Consider the following 16,777-nt stretch of genomic DNA (forward strand, 5'->3'; position numbering starts at 1 on the left):
ACCGGCCGCACCCCCGCTGGCGTCGTCCACAGGCGCAGGGGCCGTCCACAGCCCCTCGTGCCGGGGACGACGGCACCCGGCGCACCGCCTAGGTTCGGGCCATGTCACTCCCCTCCCGCGCCGAGGTCGTCGTGGTCGGCGCCGGTCTCGCCGGGCTGTCCGTCGCCACCCGGCTGGTGGCCGCCGGCCGGGACGTCCACGTGGTCGACGCCGCCGCGGCGCCGGGCGGCCGGTTGTCCACCACCCGGATCGACGGCTTCCTGGTCGACCGCGGGTTCCAGGTGCTCAACACCGGCTACCCGCGGGTCGCCGACCTCGACCTGCCGGCGCTGGACCTGGGCTTCTTCTGGACCGGCGCCGTGCTGCGGGTCGACGGGCGCGCGCACCGGGTCGTCGACCCCCGCCGGCACCCCACCACCGTCGTCGACACGCTCCGGGCGCCGCTGGGCGGCCCGCTCCGGGAGGCCGCACTCGGCGCGTTCTCCGCCCGCGCCGGCTACCTGCCGGTCCCCCGGCTGCTGTCGGCCCCGGAGCGGTCGGCCGAGGAGTCGCTGCGCCGGGCCGGCGTCGGTGAGCAGGCCCTCGAGGCCTTCCTGCGGCCCTTCCTGGCCGGCGTGCTGCTGGAGGACGCCCTGGAGACCTCCAGCAGGTACCTCGACCTGGTCTGGCGCAGCTTCGTCCGCGGCCGGGTCGGCCTGCCCGCCGCCGGCATGCAGTCGATCGGCAGCCAGCTGGCGGTCCGGCTCCCGGCCGGGCAGCTGCACCTGGGCGTCAGGGTGACGGCGGTCGACGGCGGTTCGGTGCGCACGGAGGCCGGGACGACCGACGCCGACGCGGTGGTGGTGGCCACCGACCCGGGCACCGCGGCCGCCCTCGTGCCGGGCCTGGACGCCGCCGCGCCCCGCCAGGTGACCACCCACCTGCACGTCCTGCCGGCCTCGCCGTGGCCCAGCCCGCTGATCGTGCTCGGGCAGCCGGGCGGCCAGCTGGTCAACACCGTGGTCGTCTCCGACGCCCAGCCCGCCTACAGCCCCGACGGCCGGGCGCTGGTCGCCAGCTCGACCCTGGCCCCGACCCGGGAGGCGGACGTCCGCTCCGAGATCGCGCGGGCCCACGACGTGGCCGAGGCTGACCTGGAGCACCTCACCAGCGTCACGGTGACCGGAGCCCAGCCGGCTGCCACTCCCCCGCTGCAGCACCGCCGTCCGGTCGACCTGGGCGGTGGCCTCTTCGTCTGCGGTGACCACCGGGACACCCCGTCGATCCAGGGCGCCATGGCCAGCGGCGCCCGCACCGCCCGGGCGGTGCTCCGCCGGCTGGGTGGGTCCGCGCCCGTGGCCGGTGAGGGCCGGTGACCGCCACCGCGCCGACCGTGCTGGCCACCAGCATCGGCTTCGACTCCCGCGGCCGCGGGCCCCTCGACTGGTCCCCGGGGCCGGTGTTCGACCTGGCCTTCCAGCTGGCCGGCGCCCGTGACCGCCCGCGGATCTGCTTCCTGGGCACCGCCGCCGGGGACGACCCGACCACGGTCTCCGGCTTCTACGGGGCCTTCGCCCGGCGGCCCGAGGTGGCCGCCTCCCACCTGAGCCTGTTCCCGATGCCGACCGTCGCCGACGTCCGCGCCCACCTGCTGGCCCAGGACGTCGTGTGGGTCGGCGGCGGCAGCGTGGCCAACCTGCTCGCCGTCTGGCGGGTGCACGGCCTCGACGAGGTGTTCCGCGAGGCCTGGCAGGCCGGTGTGGTGCTGGCCGGGGTGTCGGCGGGCTCGTTGTGCTGGCACGCCGGCGGGACCACCGACTCCTTCGGTCCCGGGCTGCGGCCGGTGACCGACGGGCTGGGCCTGCTCCCGCACTCCAACGGCGTGCACCACGACTCCGAGCCCCGGCGACGGCCGGTCTACCACCGGCTGGTCGCCGACGGCACGCTCCCGGCCGGGTACGCCACCGACGACGGCGTGGGCCTGGTCTACCGCGGGACCGAGCTGGTGGAGGCCGTCGCCGACCGGCCGGGCAAGGCCGCCTACCGCGTCGAGCGCAGCGCCGACGGCACGGCGGTGGAGACCCGCATCGAACCTCGGCGGCTGCGCTGATGCCCGCCGGGTCGCCGGCGCCCGGACCGCGTCGCGCGACGGGCATAGGCTCAGGGACGTGAGCGAACTGCGAGTGGTCCGGGCGGGCACGGTCCCCTACGAGGACGCATGGGCGTGGCAGAAGCAGCTGCACCAGGAGCGGGTCGCGGGCACCGGCCCGGACACGCTGCTGCTGCTGGAGCACCCACCCGTCTACACCGCCGGCAAGCGGACCCTGCCGCACGAGCGGCCCTTCGACGGCACCCCGGTGATCGACGTCGACCGCGGCGGGAAGATCACCTGGCACGGCCCGGGCCAGCTGGTCGGCTACCCGATCGTGGCCCTGCCCGACCCGGTCGACGTCGTCGCGCACGTCCGCCGGATGGAGCAGGCGCTCATGGCGGTGTGCTCCGGCGTCGGTGTCGCCACCGCGCTGGTCGAGGGCCGCAGCGGCGTGTGGGTGCTCGCCGACGAGCGGGGGCCGGACCGCAAGGTGGCCGCCATCGGTGTCCGGGTGGCCCGCGGGGTGACCATGCACGGCTTCGCCCTCAACTGCGACCCCGACATGGCGGCCTTCTCCAACATGGTCCCGTGCGGCATCCCCGACGCCGGCGCCACCTCGCTGACCGCCGAGATCGGCCGCGACGTCCCGGTCGCCGAGGTCATCGACGCCGTCGAGGCCGCCATGCGCGAGGTCCTGACCGCAGCGCAGGCCGTCCCCGCCTGAGCGGGGACGGCCCGGCCCCCTTCAGGGGCCCGCCCTGAGCGTGCGAAGGGTGGGGAGAAGGGGGTCCTTCGACTTCCTCAGCCGAGGACGAAGTTGACCAGCCGGCCCGGCACCGCGACCACGCGGCGGACGGTGGCGCCGTCCAGGTGGCCGGCGATCCGCTCGTCGGCCCGCGCTGCGGCCTCCAGCACGGCGGCGTCCGCGTCGGCGGGCACCTTCACCTGCGCCCGCACCTTGCCGTTGACCTGCACCGCGACCTCGACCGTGTCGTCCACCAGCCACTGCGGGTCGGCCACCGGGAACGACGCCCAGGCCACCGAGTCCGGGTGCCCGAGCCGGGCCCACAGCTCCTCGGCCAGGTGCGGGGCCAGCGGCGCCACCAGCAGCACCAGCGTCTCCGCAACCGGCCGGGGCACTGCGGCACCCGGCTGGTAGGCCGAGGTCAGGTGGTTGGTCAGCTCGGTGATCCGGGCGATGGCGATGTTGAACCGCAGCGTCGTCATGCCGTCCCGGACCGCCTCGACGGCCCGGTTGAGCGCCCGCGAGGTGTCGGCGTCGGGCTCGACGTCCCCGGCCCGCACCGCGCCGGTCTCCTCGTCGACCACCACCCGCCAGATCCGCTGCAGCAGCCGCTGCGACCCGACGACCGCCTTGGTCTCCCACGGGCGCGACTGGTCCAGCGGACCGGTCGACATCTCGTAGACCCGGAAGGTGTCGGCCCCGAAGGCGTCGACCATCTCGTCCGGCGTGATCACGTTCTTCAGGCTCTTGCCGATCTTCCCGTACTCACGGTCGACCGGCTGCCCCTGGTACAGGAACTGCCCGTCGGACTCGACCACCTCGGCGGCCGGCACGTAGAAGCCCCGGGCGTCGGTGTAGGCGAACGCCGAGATGTAGCCCTGGTTGACCAGCCGGCGGAACGGCTCCTCGCTGGAGACGTGCCCCAGGTCGAACAGGATCTTGTGCCAGAACCGGGCGTACAGCAGGTGCAGCACCGCGTGCTCCACACCACCGACGTACAGGTCCACGCCCCCGACGTCACCGGGCTCCTGGGGCCCCAGCCAGTACCGCTCCAGCTCCGGGTCGACCAGCACCTGGTCGTTGGTCGGGTCCGCGTAGCGCAGGTAGTACCAGCACGACCCGGCCCAGTTGGGCATCGTGTTGGTCTCCCGGCGGTAGGTCCGCGGGCCGTCCCCCAGGTCCAGGGTGACCGTCGTCCAGTCGGTGGCGCGCGACAGCGGCGGCTCGGGCTTGGAGTCCGCGTCGTCGTCGGCGAACGTCTTCGGGGAGTAGTCGTCGACGTCGGGCAGCAGCACCGGCAGCAGCGACTCCGGGACGGCGACCGGCAGGTCGGCGTCCGGCCCGTCGACGGCGTACACGATCGGGAACGGCTCACCCCAGTAGCGCTGCCGGCTGAACAGCCAGTCGCGCAGCTTGTAGGTTGTCGTCGCCTCGCCGTGGCCGTGCGCCACCAGCCACTCGGTGACGGTGGCGATCGCGGCGGCCTTGTCCAGCCCGTCCAGCGACAGCTGCTCGTTCGAGCTGTTGATCATCGGTCCGCCGCCGGTCCAGGCCCCGCCGTCGAAGTCGGCCGGCGGCTGCACGGTGCGGACGACGGGCAGCCCGAAGACCTGCGCGAACTCCCAGTCCCGGGTGTCCTCGCCGGGCACCGCCATGATCGCGCCGGTGCCGTAGCCGGTCAGCACGTAGTCGGCGATGAACACCGGCAGGTCCCGGCCGGTCAGCGGGTTGACCGCGGAGACGCCCAGCCAGACGCCGGTCTTGTCCCGGCCCTCGGTCTGCCGCTCCAGCTCCGACCGGCGGGAGGCCTGCAGCTGGTAGGCGGCCACCGCCTCGGCCGGGGTGGCCGCGCCGGCGGTCCAGCGCGGGTCGGCGTCGGCCGGCCACTGCGCAGCGGTCAGCGTCTCGACCAGCGGGTGCTCCGGGGCCAGCACCAGGTAGGTGGCGCCGAACAGGGTGTCCGGGCGGGTGGTGAACACCTCGACCTGCTCACCGCCGACCCCGAACCGGATGCGGGCACCGGTCGAGCGGCCGATCCAGTTGCGCTGCATCTGCTTCAGCGAGTCCGGCCAGTCCAGCCGGTCCAGGTCGGTCAGCAGCCGCTCGGCGTAGGCGGTGATCCGCATCTTCCACTGGGTCAGCGGGCGCCGGAACACCGGGAAGTTGCCGCGCTCGGACCGCCCGTCGGCGGTGACCTCCTCGTTGGACAGCACCGTGCCCAGGCCCGGCGCCCAGTTGACCGGCGCCTGGTTCAGGTACGCCAGCCGGTGCGCGTCGACGACCCGCCGCCGCTCGACCGCGTCGAGGTCGGCCCAGCTGCGGCCCTCGGGCAGGGTGCCCGGCGCGGGCTCCCGGGTGCCGGCGTCCAGCTCGGCGACCAGCTCCGCGATCGGGCGCGCCTTGCCGGCGGCCTCGTCGAACCAGGCCTCGAAGACCTGCCGGAAGATCCACTGGGTCCACTTGTAGTAGCCCGGGTCGATCGTGGCGAAGGTGCGGCGGGTGTCGTGGTCGACGCCCAGCCGGCGCAGCTGGCGGCTGATCGCGGCGATGTTGGCCTCGGTGGTGACCCGCGGGTGCTGACCGGTCTGCACGGCGTACTGCTCGGCGGGCAGCCCGAAGGCGTCGTAGCCCATCGGGTGCAGCACGTTGCGCCCGTCCATCCGCAGGAACCGGCTGGTCACGTCGGTGCCCAGGTAGCCCAGCGGGTGCCCGACGTGCAGCCCGTCCCCGGAGGGGTAGGGGAACATGTCCATCACGAAGGCCTTGGGCCGGTCGGCCACCCGGTCGAAGCCCTCGCTCAGCGGGCCGACCGGGTTGGGCGTGTGGAAGGTCCCCTCGGCGTCCCAGCGGTCCTGCCACGCGAGCTCGATCTGCTGCGCCAGCGCCGGGGTGTACCGGTGCGGCGGCACCCCGCCGGTCGACGGGTCGGTGCTCGGGCTGGCCGTCTGGCTCATGGTCGGGTGCTCCCAGGTGCTGGTGTCCGGTGCGGCGGGCAGAAAAAAACCCCTCACTCAGGAGGGGTCGCCGTGCTGGTCTGAGTTGTCAGGTCAGCACGGCGGGGGAAGCAGGAGAACGCCGGTCACGTGCGCAGCCTACCGTGTGGGAGGACACCGGCACGTGCTGCGCCGACAGCGAGGCAGCACGTGCACGAGCGAAGGCCCAGGCCACGGCGATGGTGCCGAGGCTGATCGGCAGGGTGGTGACCTGCGCCTGCTCCGGTGACCCGGTCACGCCGGCAGTGGCCACCCCCAGGGCGAGCAGCATGACGAACGCGGCGAGGACCGCCGTCACCAGGAGGGCGACATCGGCCGGGCGCCCGCTGACCACGGCGAACACCCCGAGGATCACCGCCACCTGGAGCACCGAGATGACGACGACGGGGAAGACCGAGCCGATCAGGATGGCCGGGTCGCCGACCGCGGTGGACCGCAGCCGCTTGAGGAAGAGGGTCTGCCGGCGGGCGGCCAGCGTGGTCACGATGGTGGCGTAGAGGCTGAAGGCGCCGACGGTGAACACCAGCACCGCGCCGATGTAGCCGAGACCGCCGTCCCCTTCGAACGTGTCGCGGGAGTAGATGAAGAAGGCCGCGGCCGCCGCCGGAAAGAGGAGGTTGGTGATCAGCACGGACCGGTTGCGGAGGATCTGGACGAGCTCGCTGCGCGCGATGGGGAGCATGGGGTTCCTCGTGGAGGGGATGGGTCAGGAGGTCGACCCGGAGCCGACGGCGCGGAAGACGTCGTCCAACCGGGTGGGTGCCGCAGACAGCCCGCGCAGCTCGACGGCGTGGGCGTCGGCCCAGTCGAGCAGCTGCTTGAGGTCGGTCTGCATGTCGAAGGTCTCGATCACGTAGGCGCTCCCGGAGACCGGTGCGGAGTGCATCGGCGGCGTCGCGGCGTCGGGGGGCAACGAGAACCGGATGGACGACGGCAGGGCCCGGGTCAGCTCCGACACCGTGCCCTGCTGGCGCAGGGTGCCGTCGCGCATCAGCCCGATGCGGTCGGCCCGCTGCTGCGCCTCTTCCAGGTAGTGCGTGGTCAGCACGACCGTGGACCCGTCCTCGCGCAGCTGCTGCACGGCGTCCCAGAGCCTGTCCCGGGACTCGATGTCCAGCCCCGTGGTGGGTTCGTCCAGGAAGACCAGCTCGGGGCGTCCGTAGACGGCCGTGGCGAAGTCGAGTCGTCGCTTCTCGCCCCGGACAGCTGGGACACCAAGGTGTCGGCCTTGTGCGTGAGGTCGACGGTCTTCAGGACGTCGTCGACGACGTCCGAGCGCCCGGTGAGCCGGCCGATGAGCCGCACCGACTCGGAGACGGTGAGGTCGCCGGAGAAGCCGCTCTCCTGGAGCATGATCCCCGTCCGCGGCCGTACCGCACGCCGGTCGGTCGGGCTCTGGCCGAAGACGCGCACGGTGCCTGACGACGCGGTCCGGTGCCCTTCCACCACCTCCAGGGCGGAGGTCTTGCCGGCTCCGTTCGTGCCGAGGAGTGCATAGAGCTCCCCGGGCTCGACCTGGAACGACAGGTCCTTGACTGCGTGGAAGTCGCCGTAGCGGACGTTCAGCTCGTCGACGTCGATGACGGGGTTGGCGGACATGGGTCCATGGGACAGGCCGCCGTCGGGACTGCCCAGTGCCGCCGCGTCACCTCGACGGCATGACCGCGCCAGGGCGATCCACATGACACGGCGTCACTACCGGCCGGACCCGCCGGGCCCCAGGATGGGAGCGGATCCCTGCCCCTCGTCCAGGAAGCCGCCCATGGAAGCTCGCAGCCCTCGCCGGGCGCCACCGCGACCATCGACAGCACGGCGGTCGGCCGGAGCGGCCCGGTCGTCGCGACGTCGGTTCCGGGCGCTCAACCTCGCTGTCTTCCTCCCCCTGCTGTCCGCCGTGGGGGTGCTCCTGGTGGCCCGGCAGGCACAGACCTGGCAGCAGGCGGGTGTCCTCGGGCTCGGCATCGCAGCCGCGCTGGTCGCCTTCGAGCGGTGGACGGCGGGCGACCTGGCCCGCGTGGCGATCCCCTGCCTGGCCGTCGCCGCTGCGGTCTGGCCCTACGGGGTGCTGGTGATCGACAGCAGCGTCCAGGGCGCGTACTACTCGCTGGCCATCGTGGGCTCCCTCGTGGTGTCCCAGGCCCCCAGCCACCGCGGGACGGCCGCCCTCGGGCTGGTCGCGTACGTGGCGGCGGTCGGTGTGCTGGGCCTGGCGACCATGGCCCGACCCGACGTGGGCGACCTCATCGCCGAGGTCATCGTCCCGACTGGTTCCACGGCAGTCCTCACCGGGCTGATGTTCCCCAACAAGCGGTTCTACGACGTCGTGGCCGAACTGGAGGACGAGCGGGAGCGCGACGCGGAGCTGGCGGTGGTCCGCGAGAGGATGCGCTTCGCCGGTGACCTGCACGACATCCAGGGCCACACGCTGCACGTGGTGAAGCTCAAGATCGCGCTGGCCCGGAAGCTGCTGCACAGCGACACCGCGCGCTTGGAGCAGGAACTGCGCGAGATCTACGCCCTGGTCGGCGACACGATCGAGCAGACCAGGGAGCTGGCCTACGGACGCCGGAAGCTCAACATCGCCGCGGAACTCGAGAACGCGAAGAACCTGCTGGAGGCCGCGGGCATCCACGTCGACGTCGACTGTCGCGCCGGGGCCTCCCACGCCGACGAGCTCCTCGCCCAGGTGCTCCGGGAGACGACGACCAACATCCTGCGCCACTCGCGAGCCACCCTCGTGCGGATCGCGCTGTCCGAGGACGGCCTCACCGTCGTGAACGACGGTGTCGACGACGAGGGTCTGCCGGAACTGCGCGGGCTCGCCGACCTCGCGCGCCGGGTGGCGGACGACGGCGGTGAGCTCACCGTCGAGCGCGCGGACGGGCGGTTCCTGACGGCGGCGGCCGTCCCCGCACCCCCGACCCCGGGTGATCGGGCGGCGACCGCCGGTCAGGCAGGCCGATGACCACCGTCGTGCTGGCCGACGACGAGGTGCTGCTGCGCAGCGCACTCGCCTCGCTCCTCCCCCTGGAGGGCGACATCACGGTGCTGGCGGAGGCGGCCGACGGCTCGTCGGCCGTGGCAGCCACCCTCACCCACCGGCCTGACGTGCTGGTCATCGACCTCGAGATGCCTGGGATGGACGGCCTCGACGCCGTCACCGAGATCCGTCGGACGCTGCCCGGCCAGGTCGTCCTCATGCTCACCCGCCACGCCCGGCCGGGGGTGCTGCGCAGCGCCCTGAAGCTGGGGGTACAGGGCTTCGCCAGCAAGTCCGCCGACCCGGAGCACATCGCCTCGGTCATCTCGGTGCTCCACGGTGGCCGGAGGTGGATCGACCAGGACGTCTCGGCCGCGGCGATCGTCGACGACTGCCCGCTGACCGACCGGGAGCTCGAGGTCCTCCGGGTGACGCGCGAGGGCTACTCCGTCGCCGAGATCGCCGACCGGATGCACCTGGCCCACGGCACGGTGCGGAACTACCTGTCCAGCGCCATGCAGAAGACCCAGACCCGCACCCGGCACGAAGCGGCTCGGTACGCGCGGGAGCACGACTGGCTGTGAGCCCCTCCCGCCCAGGTCGGCACGTCCACGGCCCCAGGGAGTTCCGACCGAGCAGCGGCAGCACCGCTGGCCGCCCGAGCAAGGAGATGCAGGCGTGACGACCCCGGACCAGCTGGAGCGCAACAAGGACACGGTGCAGTCCTTCTACGACCTCATGTTCAACCAGTGCCGCCCGGCCGAGGCCCTGGAACGCTTCGCGGGGGACAGCTACACCCAGCACAACCCGCACGTCGGGGACGGCAAGGCCGCCTTCGTCGACTACTTCGAGCGGATGGCTCGCGACTTCCCCGGCAAGCAGGTGCGGTTCATCCGCGTGGTCGCCGAACGCGACCACGTCGTCCTGCACTGCCACCAGACCTGGCCCGGCGATCACGACTACGCCGGCATCGACATCTTCCGGCTCGACGCCGCCGGCAGGGTCGTCGAGCACTGGGACGTCCTGCAGGTCGTCCCCGATCACTCGGCCAACGGCAACGGGATGTTCTGACACCGATCGGGAGGACCCCGCCGCCGCGATGGCGCCGGGACAGAGCCGGTGTGCCGGTGGCCTCGGCGAACCGCGAGGTCGTCGCCGCCCTGTCGGTCGGATCCCGGCACGGTCACCTCACGCGGTCGCCGTTGTCGTCAGACGCCAGGCCGGGTCGACAGGGGCTGTGCCCCGATGACGCCGAGGAGGGCCAGGTTCTCGGCGTCGCGGGATCCCGAGGGCGCGGTGTAGAGCACGAGGTGCTGGTCACGCTCGGTGAGGGCGAGCGAGTCGCAGTCGACGGTGATGTCGCCGACGGGGGTGCCCCGGAACGTCTTCCTCAGGGGCGGTGGGACCTGGACGTCGTGACGCTCCCAGAGCCGTGCGAACTCGGCGCTCTCGCCTCGCAGCTCCTGGACCAGGTCGGCGACGAGACGATCCGACGGGTAGCGCGCCTGGGTGCTCCGGAGTCGCGTGACGACGCCCTGCCGGAACTCGACGTCGTCGGAGATCCCGTAGATCGGGACGGGCGGCTGCTCGTCGGACAGGAAGGCCTTGCGCGCGAGGTTGCGGTCGTGCGGATCGACGAGCGCGAAGTCCTCCATCAGCGCTGCTGCGAGGTCGTTCCACGCGAGCACCTCGAACGCGGCGGACAGCACGATCCCTGCCGTCTGCGGCAGCCTCTCGAGGAGCCCGAGGATGCTCGGGCGGACGTCACGGCGGTGCGATCCCGAAGGGGTGGGCGCGGTGCCGGCGAGGAGGTGCAGGTGGTCGGACTCCGCGTCGGTGAGCCGGAGGGCGCCGGCGATGCCGGCCAGCACCTCGGCCGACGGGCGGGGTGCGCGGCCCTGTTCGAGGCGGACGTAGTACTCGGTCGAGATGTGCGCCAGGACGGCGATCTCCTCACGCCGGAGGCCCGGCGTCCTCCGGCGTGCGCCTGAGGGGAGGCCGACGTCCTCGGGGCGGAGCCGCTCGCGGCGAGTGCGGAGGAATGCGCCCAGTTCGCCCTTGTCCACGGGCCGAGTGTGCGCGCCGGGGGTCAGCGGAGCGTGGTACCGACTGTGCCTGTATCAGGATCAGGCGCCCGGCGACGGTGTCGGTGTGACACACACCAACGAGTCCATCCCGGTCGGCATGCTGACCGGCAAGGTCCTCTTCATCACCGGAGCCAGCCGCGGGATCGGCGCCGCCGCCGCTCAGCTCTTCGCCTCCCAAGGCGCCTCCGTCGTGCTCGCCGCCCGCAACACCGCAGCGCTCGACACGCTCGTCGCCCAGATCCGCGACGAGGGCGGCACCGCCGACGCCGTTGCGATGGACCTCTCCGACCGGACCAGCATCCGCGCCGCCGTCGACCGGGTGGAGCACCTCCACGGCCGCCTCGACGGAGCGTTCAACAACGGCGGGGTGAACCAGCAGGACGTCGGCCCGCTCGACACCACCTCCGACGACGACATCGACGAGCAGTTCGCCGTCAACTTCCGCTCCCACTGGGTCGCGATGGTCTCCGAAGCCGCTCTCATGCGTCGCACCGGCGGCGGGGCGATCGTCAACACGTCCAGCATCGGCAGCCGCCGGGCCGTTCCTCCGCTGCCTGCCTACGGCGCGATGAAGCGCGCCCTGAACAGCCTCACCGAGACCGCCGCCGTCACGTGGGCCCCGCAGGGCATCCGCGTCAACGGCATCACTCCAGGCGGTACCGCCACCGAGATGATGGAGGAGTGGGAAGCGAAGACACCAGGCATCATCGCTGCCAACAACGCCGCCAGCCCCATCGGCAGGATGGCGACCGCGCTCGAGGTCGCAGAGGTCGCCGGCTTCCTCCTCAGCAACCGCGCGTCAGCCGTGACGGGCGCCATCGTGCCCGTCGACGGCGGGGCCGGCGCCTGAGCTGAAGGCCCGTGACGACCGACACCGATCTCACCGGAGAGGTCGGCGTCGTCGCCGGTGCTGGCTGGCCCCCAGCACCGCCACACGGTCGTGGCACGGGCGCCCGCCCAGGTGGAGTCGCGCCTGGGTCGAGGTGCATGCGTGCTGTGCAGATCACCCGGGTCGGCGGTCCCGAGGTCATGGACGTCGTCGACCTGCCCGACCCGGTCCCCGGGGACGGCGAGCAGCTGTTCGACATCAGCTCGTCGGGCGTGGACGTCGCCGGCACCCACCACCTCCTGTCTTGAGAGGTATGTCAAGAGCCGACTGGCGGCGCGGCGCCCCACGGCCGCTCGGTCAGCCGTTGACTGGAGGTGGCTGGGTCTGCTCCCAGACCTCGGCGAAGTCCTCGGCGACCAGAGGCCAGATCCGCTGACGTCCGGCCTCGACCGAGTCGATGTCATCTGACAGGGGACCGAAGACCACGAAGTCGTGGGGGATCACCCTGCCAGCCCGGTCCCGCCGCCCTACGGGGTCCCAGAAGCGGAGGACCACCATGTCGGGATGCCCCCCGGTCGCGAAGATCCGGCGACAAGCCTCCGATGTGTCCTCTAGACCCGCGAAGGCGGTGTCGTACACGGGAAGTGGATCCTCGAATCCCCCGCTACGAAGGAATCTGAAGCCCCAGGCCCGCCCACGCGTAGCCCAGATGAGGCTCACCTGAGGCTCCTGAACAGAATCCGCTCCTTCTCTCCCTTTTCCAGGTCCATCCCGAATCCGGTCAGCGTGGCTCTCAGGTAGTCGTGCTTGGCGAGCGCTTCGGCGTTCAGTTCCCTGAGCTTCTCCCCCGCCATGTCGGTCAAGTCCTTCAGACCAGGGCCGGCGACTCGCACGATCTTGCCCAGTCGGCCGGGCAGTTTGACGCGCCGTCCGAGCACATCCGCCAGCGGCCCGAGTCCCCTCAACAGGCTCTCGGCCACCTTCCCGGGGATCTGCTGCCGTTGTGCCCACCGCACGTGGCGCTCGAAGGGCAGCATGGCGGCCATCGGCAGGACCATGTCCAGACCGACGCGCTTGGTGACCTCGATTCGACCTGCCTCGAACTGCGCGGACGAGAGCAGCACGAAGTCCTCACCGACGGCCAGCGCATCCTTGGCCTGCACCAGCCCAGCCACTACCTGGCGGAGTTGATCAAGGTCCTCCCAGGCCTTCTCGATGAGGAGGTCCCGGAACGCGAACACGTCCATGCCCGGGAGCAGGTCGGCCTTCGACAGCGCGATCATCCAGATGCGCGGGAACTCGACGAGGGGCTCCCCGTCCTCCAGCAGATCGTCCTTCAGCGACAGGAGCCCGTTGCGGACGTTGGTCAGCAGCGACTTCAGGTACCGCTCCTCCTCCCCCGAGTTGTCGATCAATCGCTGGGCGTCCACCAACAGCAGCGCGACATCGGAGCCGAGCAGGGACCTGAAGGTGTCGACCCTGCGCTGGGCCTCCTCCGGCCCGCTCACGTCCTGCTCGAACCACTCCCCCGGGTAGTCGTGCCAGACGAGACGCAGGGCGTCGAACGGCCTGGTCTTCATGGCCTTGGCGGCGGACCCGTCCTTCAGCTTGATCGAGAACGAGTAGGACGTCCCCGAGAAGCGGGTGGGCTCGGGCAGCCGCGCCGAGTTCTTCATGCCGAGGTAGTTCTTGTGCAGCCGATTGCCCTGGCCGATGTCGTCCGCGAGGACGTGGAAGTGACTCTGCTGAAGGAACTGGGCTTCCTGCGTGGCTCCGTAGAACGAGGACACCAGGACGGTCTTGCCGCTGCCGCCCTCGCCGAACACCGCGATGTGCTGCTCCAGCGCTCTGCTCACATCCATGCGCGGAGCGTAGAGACCCTCGCGGACGACCCGGCCGGGGTCAGCCCCTGCTCGTCGACGGACTGGGTCCGTCCCGTCCCAGGAGGTGCATCAGCGACGCGGCCTCGTCGGTGATGATCGCGTCGACCCCCAGGGACAACGCGAACTCCATGTCGCGGGGGCGGTTGACCACCCACACGTGGACCTGCAGACCGGCTCGGTGCAGTCGTCCGACGAGCCCCGGCGCCTGACGGAGCAGCGCGAGCGACGGGCCGACGGCGGTGCCGACCGGGGGGACGGAGCGCTTCCGCGACCGCGGCAGCACCTGGCGGACCAGGTGCACGGTGGGGAGGTCGGGCGCCAGGACACGGACCCGCCGCAGTGCCGTGGGCGAGAAGCTCATGACCCGGACCGCCGGCCGTCCCGACTCCTCGAGCGGCCGGCCGCCGGACAGCAGTCCGAACCTCCGGAGGCTGGCGAGCAAGGCGGTCTCGACCTGGCCGGCGCGGCGGGTCGGGTGCTTGGTCTCGATCGCCAGGCCCACTCGCCCGGGTGAGGCCGTCACGTAGTCCAGCAACCGGTCCAGGGTGAGCACCCGTCCGGCGTCCTCGTCGACCTCGTCGCCCTCCTCCTCGACCGCAGGACGCCGCGGGCGACCCCGGATCCCGGCAGCCCGGCTTCGCCGGTGGACGACCCGGTGTTGTTCCAGCTCGGCAAGGTCCAGCGCCGACACCACACCGCGCCCCGTGGACGTCCGGTTGATCCGGCGGTCGTGCACGCACACCAGCACCCCGTCGCGGGTCATCCGGACGTCGCACTCCACGGCGTCCGCCCCGAGGGCCAGCGCCTGCTGGTAGGCGGCGAGGGTGTGCTCAGGTGCCTCCGCCGAGACGCCGCGGTGCGCCACGACCTCGACCTCGGACCGCGCCCGGGGCGGCAGGCCCGTGACGCCCTCGCGGCCGTACCGGTCCCCACGACGGGGCACGCGATCTCCTCGAAGGCTCCGGGGACCGGGCGGGAGCACCGGGTCCCTGTCGTCCGGCGGCAGGACCCGTCCTGCCGCCGCTGGCATCGACTACTACCCGGCGTCCCCCGGGCGACACCCGCACCTGTCCTACGAAGCAGGTGATGGCCCGCGGACGGACGTCCGGCGGGAGCAACGCCTGCGGCGGGTCGGTGTCGTGACGGTTTCGCACACCTGATCCGTTGTTCTCGCGTCTGTCCACCCGAGGAACAGGCCGGCCAGTGGAACGGTGCTCATCCGAGCGACCTCGGGCGGACCATCACCCGCACGCGGCGGGCAGATCCCGCGGGACGAGCTCCAGCGAGGTGTGGGGCACGGCAAGCTGACCCCGTGCAGCACATCGGGATCGACCTCGCCTGGGGGCTCAAGCAACCCACCGGCCTCGCCGTGCTGGACGACGCCGGCCGGCTTGTGCACGTCAGCGCGGTGCGCACCGATGAGCAGATCGAGACCGCGTTGGCCCCCTTCACCGCCGGCCCGTGCATCGTGGCGATCGACGCCCCGCTGGTGGTCACCAACGCGACCGGGAACCGGGCCGCCGAGCGGGCGCTCAACGCCGACTTCGCGAGGTTCCAGGCCGGGGCGCACCCGACGAACACCGGCAAACCCGAGTTCACCGATGGGGACACCCGTGGCGGGCGGATCGGCCGGCGCCTGGGGCTGGACCTCGACCCCCGCTCGGGCCGCGACCGCCGGGCGATCGAGGTCTACCCGCACGCGGCGACGGTGGCGCTGTTCCGGCTGGGCCGCACGCTGAAGTACAAGAACAAGCCCGGCCGGGTGCTCGAGCAGATGCGCGCGGAGCTGCTGCTGCTCATCGACCTGCTGGGCGCGGTGGTCGAGCTCGACCTCGGTGCACCGTTCGCCGCGCTGCGCCAGCAGGTGCAGGCCGCCACCCGCAAGAGCGAGCTGCGGGTGGCAGAGGACCAGGTCGACGCCGTGGTGTGCGCCTACGTGGGATGGATCGCCGTCCGGCGCCCGGACGAGGTGACCACCTACGGCGACGCGGCCGGTGGCGCCATCGTGACCCCGACCCTGCCACCGGACCTGCAGCCCGGCCCCCGGGTCGCCGCACCCCCGCCCGACCCGGTGCAGCAGGCCATCCAGGCGTACGCCGACGGGCGGCCCGAGACCCTGGTCGCCGGGGCGCAGGCGCTCGCTCTCGTCACCGGGCTGCTCGACGACGCCGGGATCAACTACCTGTCGGTGACCGGGCGGACCAAGACCATCGCCTCGTTCGCGGAGAAGGCGGCCCGCACGGTCGACGGCGTGCCGGCCTACCCGGACCCGGCGCGGGAGATCACCGACCAGATCGGCGTGCGGGTGATCACCTACGTGCAGAGCGACGTGGAGGCGGTCGCGAAGTTGCTGGCCGCGCAGGTGCGGGTGCTCGACGACCGCGACATGGGTCGGCGGACCGCGCAGCAGGGCCGGTTCGGTTACTCCAGCCGGCACCTGCTGATCGGCCTGGACCCGGGCCGGGCGGCCGAGCTGCCGGAGTTGGTCGGGCGCGTGGTGCAGGTACAGGTGCGCACGGTGCTGCAGCACGCATGGGCTGAGTTCGAGCACGACATCCGCTACAAGGGCACGGTGCCGGAGGAGCACGCCTCCGAGTTCGACCGCCGGTTCACCCTGGCCGCCGGGTTGCTGGAGCTGGCCGACCAGGAGTTCACCGCGATCCGTGCGCGCCTCCGGGCACCGGTTCCCGGCGACGAGGCCGACGACATCGACCCCGACGACCCCCGGATCGCGCCCCGGGAACTGGCTGCGTTCCTGGCCGGGCAGTACGCCGACGCCGGCTGGTCGCGCCCGGACCACTACACCTGGATCTCCGGCCTGCTGCTCGAGCTGGGCGTGACCAGCCTGGTGGAGCTGGGCGAGGTGCTGCGCGGTGCCGACGACAGCGTCATCCCCGCCCGGATGGACTACCGCTATCCCCCGGGTGCCGTGCGCCGGCTGGACGACACGCTGCTGGCCGGCTTCGGGCAGCGGTACGTGGACCTGCACGGCAACGCCGACCGGCGGACGGCGCTGACCACCCGGCTGCAGCGGCTCACCGGCGCCTGACCGGAGGCTCGGCCGCCACCGGCGGCCGACGTCGCCGGCGACCAGGGGAACTGGCGGGATGACGCTCGGCCGTGAGCAGGTCACAGCCTCACTCGCATGCGTGCTGTGCATATCACTCGCTTCGGCGGCCCCGAGGTCAT

General features: G+C 72.4%; 17 protein-coding genes. 9 read left to right on the top strand and 8 right to left on the bottom strand.

Going from position 1 to position 16,777, the window contains the following annotated elements; genetic code table 11:
• Positions 1 to 101: 101 nt before the first annotated feature.
• The 3 genes from MODMU_RS16975 to lipB are packed head-to-tail and all read left to right on the top strand — an operon-like array spanning position 102 to position 2,795.
• Positions 102 to 1,355 (top strand): protoporphyrinogen/coproporphyrinogen oxidase, encoded by a 1,254-nt coding sequence (locus MODMU_RS16975; protein WP_014741549.1) that lies wholly within the window; start codon positions 102 to 104, stop codon positions 1,353 to 1,355.
• The gene (locus tag MODMU_RS16980) at positions 1,352 to 2,089 is read left to right on the top strand and encodes a Type 1 glutamine amidotransferase-like domain-containing protein (protein WP_014741550.1); all 738 of its coding nucleotides are present in this window, start codon (positions 1,352 to 1,354) and stop codon (positions 2,087 to 2,089) included. The genes MODMU_RS16975 and MODMU_RS16980 overlap by 4 nt, the downstream gene beginning before the upstream one ends.
• A 58-nt stretch (positions 2,090 to 2,147) precedes the next feature.
• Positions 2,148 to 2,795: a lipoyl(octanoyl) transferase LipB gene (lipB, locus tag MODMU_RS16985; RefSeq protein WP_014741551.1), complete on the top strand. Its 648-nt coding sequence runs from the start codon at positions 2,148 to 2,150 to the stop codon at positions 2,793 to 2,795.
• A 77-nt stretch (positions 2,796 to 2,872) separates the two neighbouring features.
• Here the strand turns inward: lipB and leuS are convergent, their stop codons facing one another.
• From leuS to MODMU_RS29155, 4 genes are all read right to left on the bottom strand, one after another.
• Positions 2,873 to 5,770, bottom strand: a complete 2,898-nt coding sequence (leuS, locus tag MODMU_RS16990; RefSeq protein ID WP_014741552.1) for a leucine--tRNA ligase — start codon at positions 5,768 to 5,770, stop codon at positions 2,873 to 2,875.
• An 88-nt stretch (positions 5,771 to 5,858) separates the two neighbouring features.
• Positions 5,859 to 6,491, bottom strand: a complete 633-nt coding sequence (locus tag MODMU_RS16995; RefSeq protein ID WP_014741553.1) for an ABC transporter permease — start codon at positions 6,489 to 6,491, stop codon at positions 5,859 to 5,861.
• A 24-nt stretch (positions 6,492 to 6,515) separates the two neighbouring features.
• Positions 6,516 to 6,956 (bottom strand): hypothetical protein, encoded by a 441-nt coding sequence (locus MODMU_RS29150; RefSeq protein WP_430699194.1) that lies wholly within the window; start codon positions 6,954 to 6,956, stop codon positions 6,516 to 6,518.
• Positions 6,851 to 7,408 carry an ATP-binding cassette domain-containing protein gene (locus MODMU_RS29155; RefSeq protein WP_014741555.1) on the bottom strand — a complete coding sequence of 186 codons (558 nt, stop codon included), beginning with the start codon at positions 7,406 to 7,408 and terminating at the stop codon, positions 6,851 to 6,853. The genes MODMU_RS29150 and MODMU_RS29155 overlap by 106 nt, the downstream gene beginning before the upstream one ends.
• 310 nt (positions 7,409 to 7,718) lie before the next feature.
• Between MODMU_RS29155 and MODMU_RS17005 the strand changes: the two genes are divergently transcribed.
• The 3 genes from MODMU_RS17005 (at position 7,719) to MODMU_RS17015 (ending at position 9,860) form a co-directional block, all read left to right on the top strand.
• Positions 7,719 to 8,774: a sensor histidine kinase gene (locus MODMU_RS17005; RefSeq protein WP_014741556.1), complete on the top strand. Its 1,056-nt coding sequence runs from the start codon at positions 7,719 to 7,721 to the stop codon at positions 8,772 to 8,774.
• Entirely contained in the window at positions 8,771 to 9,373 is a 603-nt protein-coding gene (locus MODMU_RS17010) for a response regulator transcription factor (protein ID WP_014741557.1), read from the top strand. Before MODMU_RS17005 ends, MODMU_RS17010 begins: the two co-directional genes overlap by 4 nt.
• A gap of 94 nt (positions 9,374 to 9,467) precedes the next feature.
• Complete coding sequence (locus MODMU_RS17015; RefSeq protein ID WP_014741558.1) at positions 9,468 to 9,860, top strand: nuclear transport factor 2 family protein; 393 nt, start codon at positions 9,468 to 9,470, stop codon at positions 9,858 to 9,860.
• A 137-nt stretch (positions 9,861 to 9,997) separates the two neighbouring features.
• On the opposite strand, the gene MODMU_RS17020 is transcribed toward MODMU_RS17015, so the two are convergent.
• Positions 9,998 to 10,855 (bottom strand): helix-turn-helix transcriptional regulator, encoded by an 858-nt coding sequence (locus tag MODMU_RS17020; RefSeq protein ID WP_014741559.1) that lies wholly within the window; start codon positions 10,853 to 10,855, stop codon positions 9,998 to 10,000.
• Positions 10,856 to 10,940: 85 nt separating this feature from the next.
• On the opposite strand from MODMU_RS17020, the gene MODMU_RS17025 reads away from it, so the two are divergent.
• Positions 10,941 to 11,726, top strand: a complete 786-nt coding sequence (locus tag MODMU_RS17025; protein WP_014741560.1) for an SDR family NAD(P)-dependent oxidoreductase — start codon at positions 10,941 to 10,943, stop codon at positions 11,724 to 11,726.
• 137 nt (positions 11,727 to 11,863) lie between these two features.
• Complete coding sequence (locus tag MODMU_RS27785) at positions 11,864 to 12,013, top strand: Zn-dependent oxidoreductase (RefSeq protein WP_083869821.1); 150 nt, start codon at positions 11,864 to 11,866, stop codon at positions 12,011 to 12,013.
• Between the two features lie 49 nt (positions 12,014 to 12,062).
• Here MODMU_RS27785 and MODMU_RS17030 read toward each other — a convergent pair whose 3' ends face one another.
• From MODMU_RS17030 to MODMU_RS17040, 3 genes are all read right to left on the bottom strand, one after another.
• Positions 12,063 to 12,344: a hypothetical protein gene (locus MODMU_RS17030; protein ID WP_231851657.1), complete on the bottom strand. Its 282-nt coding sequence runs from the start codon at positions 12,342 to 12,344 to the stop codon at positions 12,063 to 12,065.
• A 77-nt stretch (positions 12,345 to 12,421) separates the two neighbouring features.
• Complete coding sequence (locus tag MODMU_RS17035) at positions 12,422 to 13,567, bottom strand: hypothetical protein (protein WP_014741563.1); 1,146 nt, start codon at positions 13,565 to 13,567, stop codon at positions 12,422 to 12,424.
• 40 nt (positions 13,568 to 13,607) lie between these two features.
• Positions 13,608 to 14,531, bottom strand: a complete 924-nt coding sequence (locus tag MODMU_RS17040) for a glycerophosphodiester phosphodiesterase (protein ID WP_014741564.1) — start codon at positions 14,529 to 14,531, stop codon at positions 13,608 to 13,610.
• Between the two features lie 369 nt (positions 14,532 to 14,900).
• Between MODMU_RS17040 and MODMU_RS17045 the strand changes: the two genes are divergently transcribed.
• A complete protein-coding gene (locus MODMU_RS17045) occupies positions 14,901 to 16,637 on the top strand; it encodes a DUF429 domain-containing protein (RefSeq protein WP_014741565.1) in 1,737 nt (578 codons plus the stop codon).
• Positions 16,638 to 16,777 lie beyond the last annotated feature (140 nt).

It is taken from the genome of Modestobacter italicus, from assembly GCF_000306785.1.
In the GTDB taxonomy this organism is placed as follows: Bacteria; Actinomycetota; Actinomycetes; order Mycobacteriales; family Geodermatophilaceae; genus Modestobacter; species Modestobacter italicus.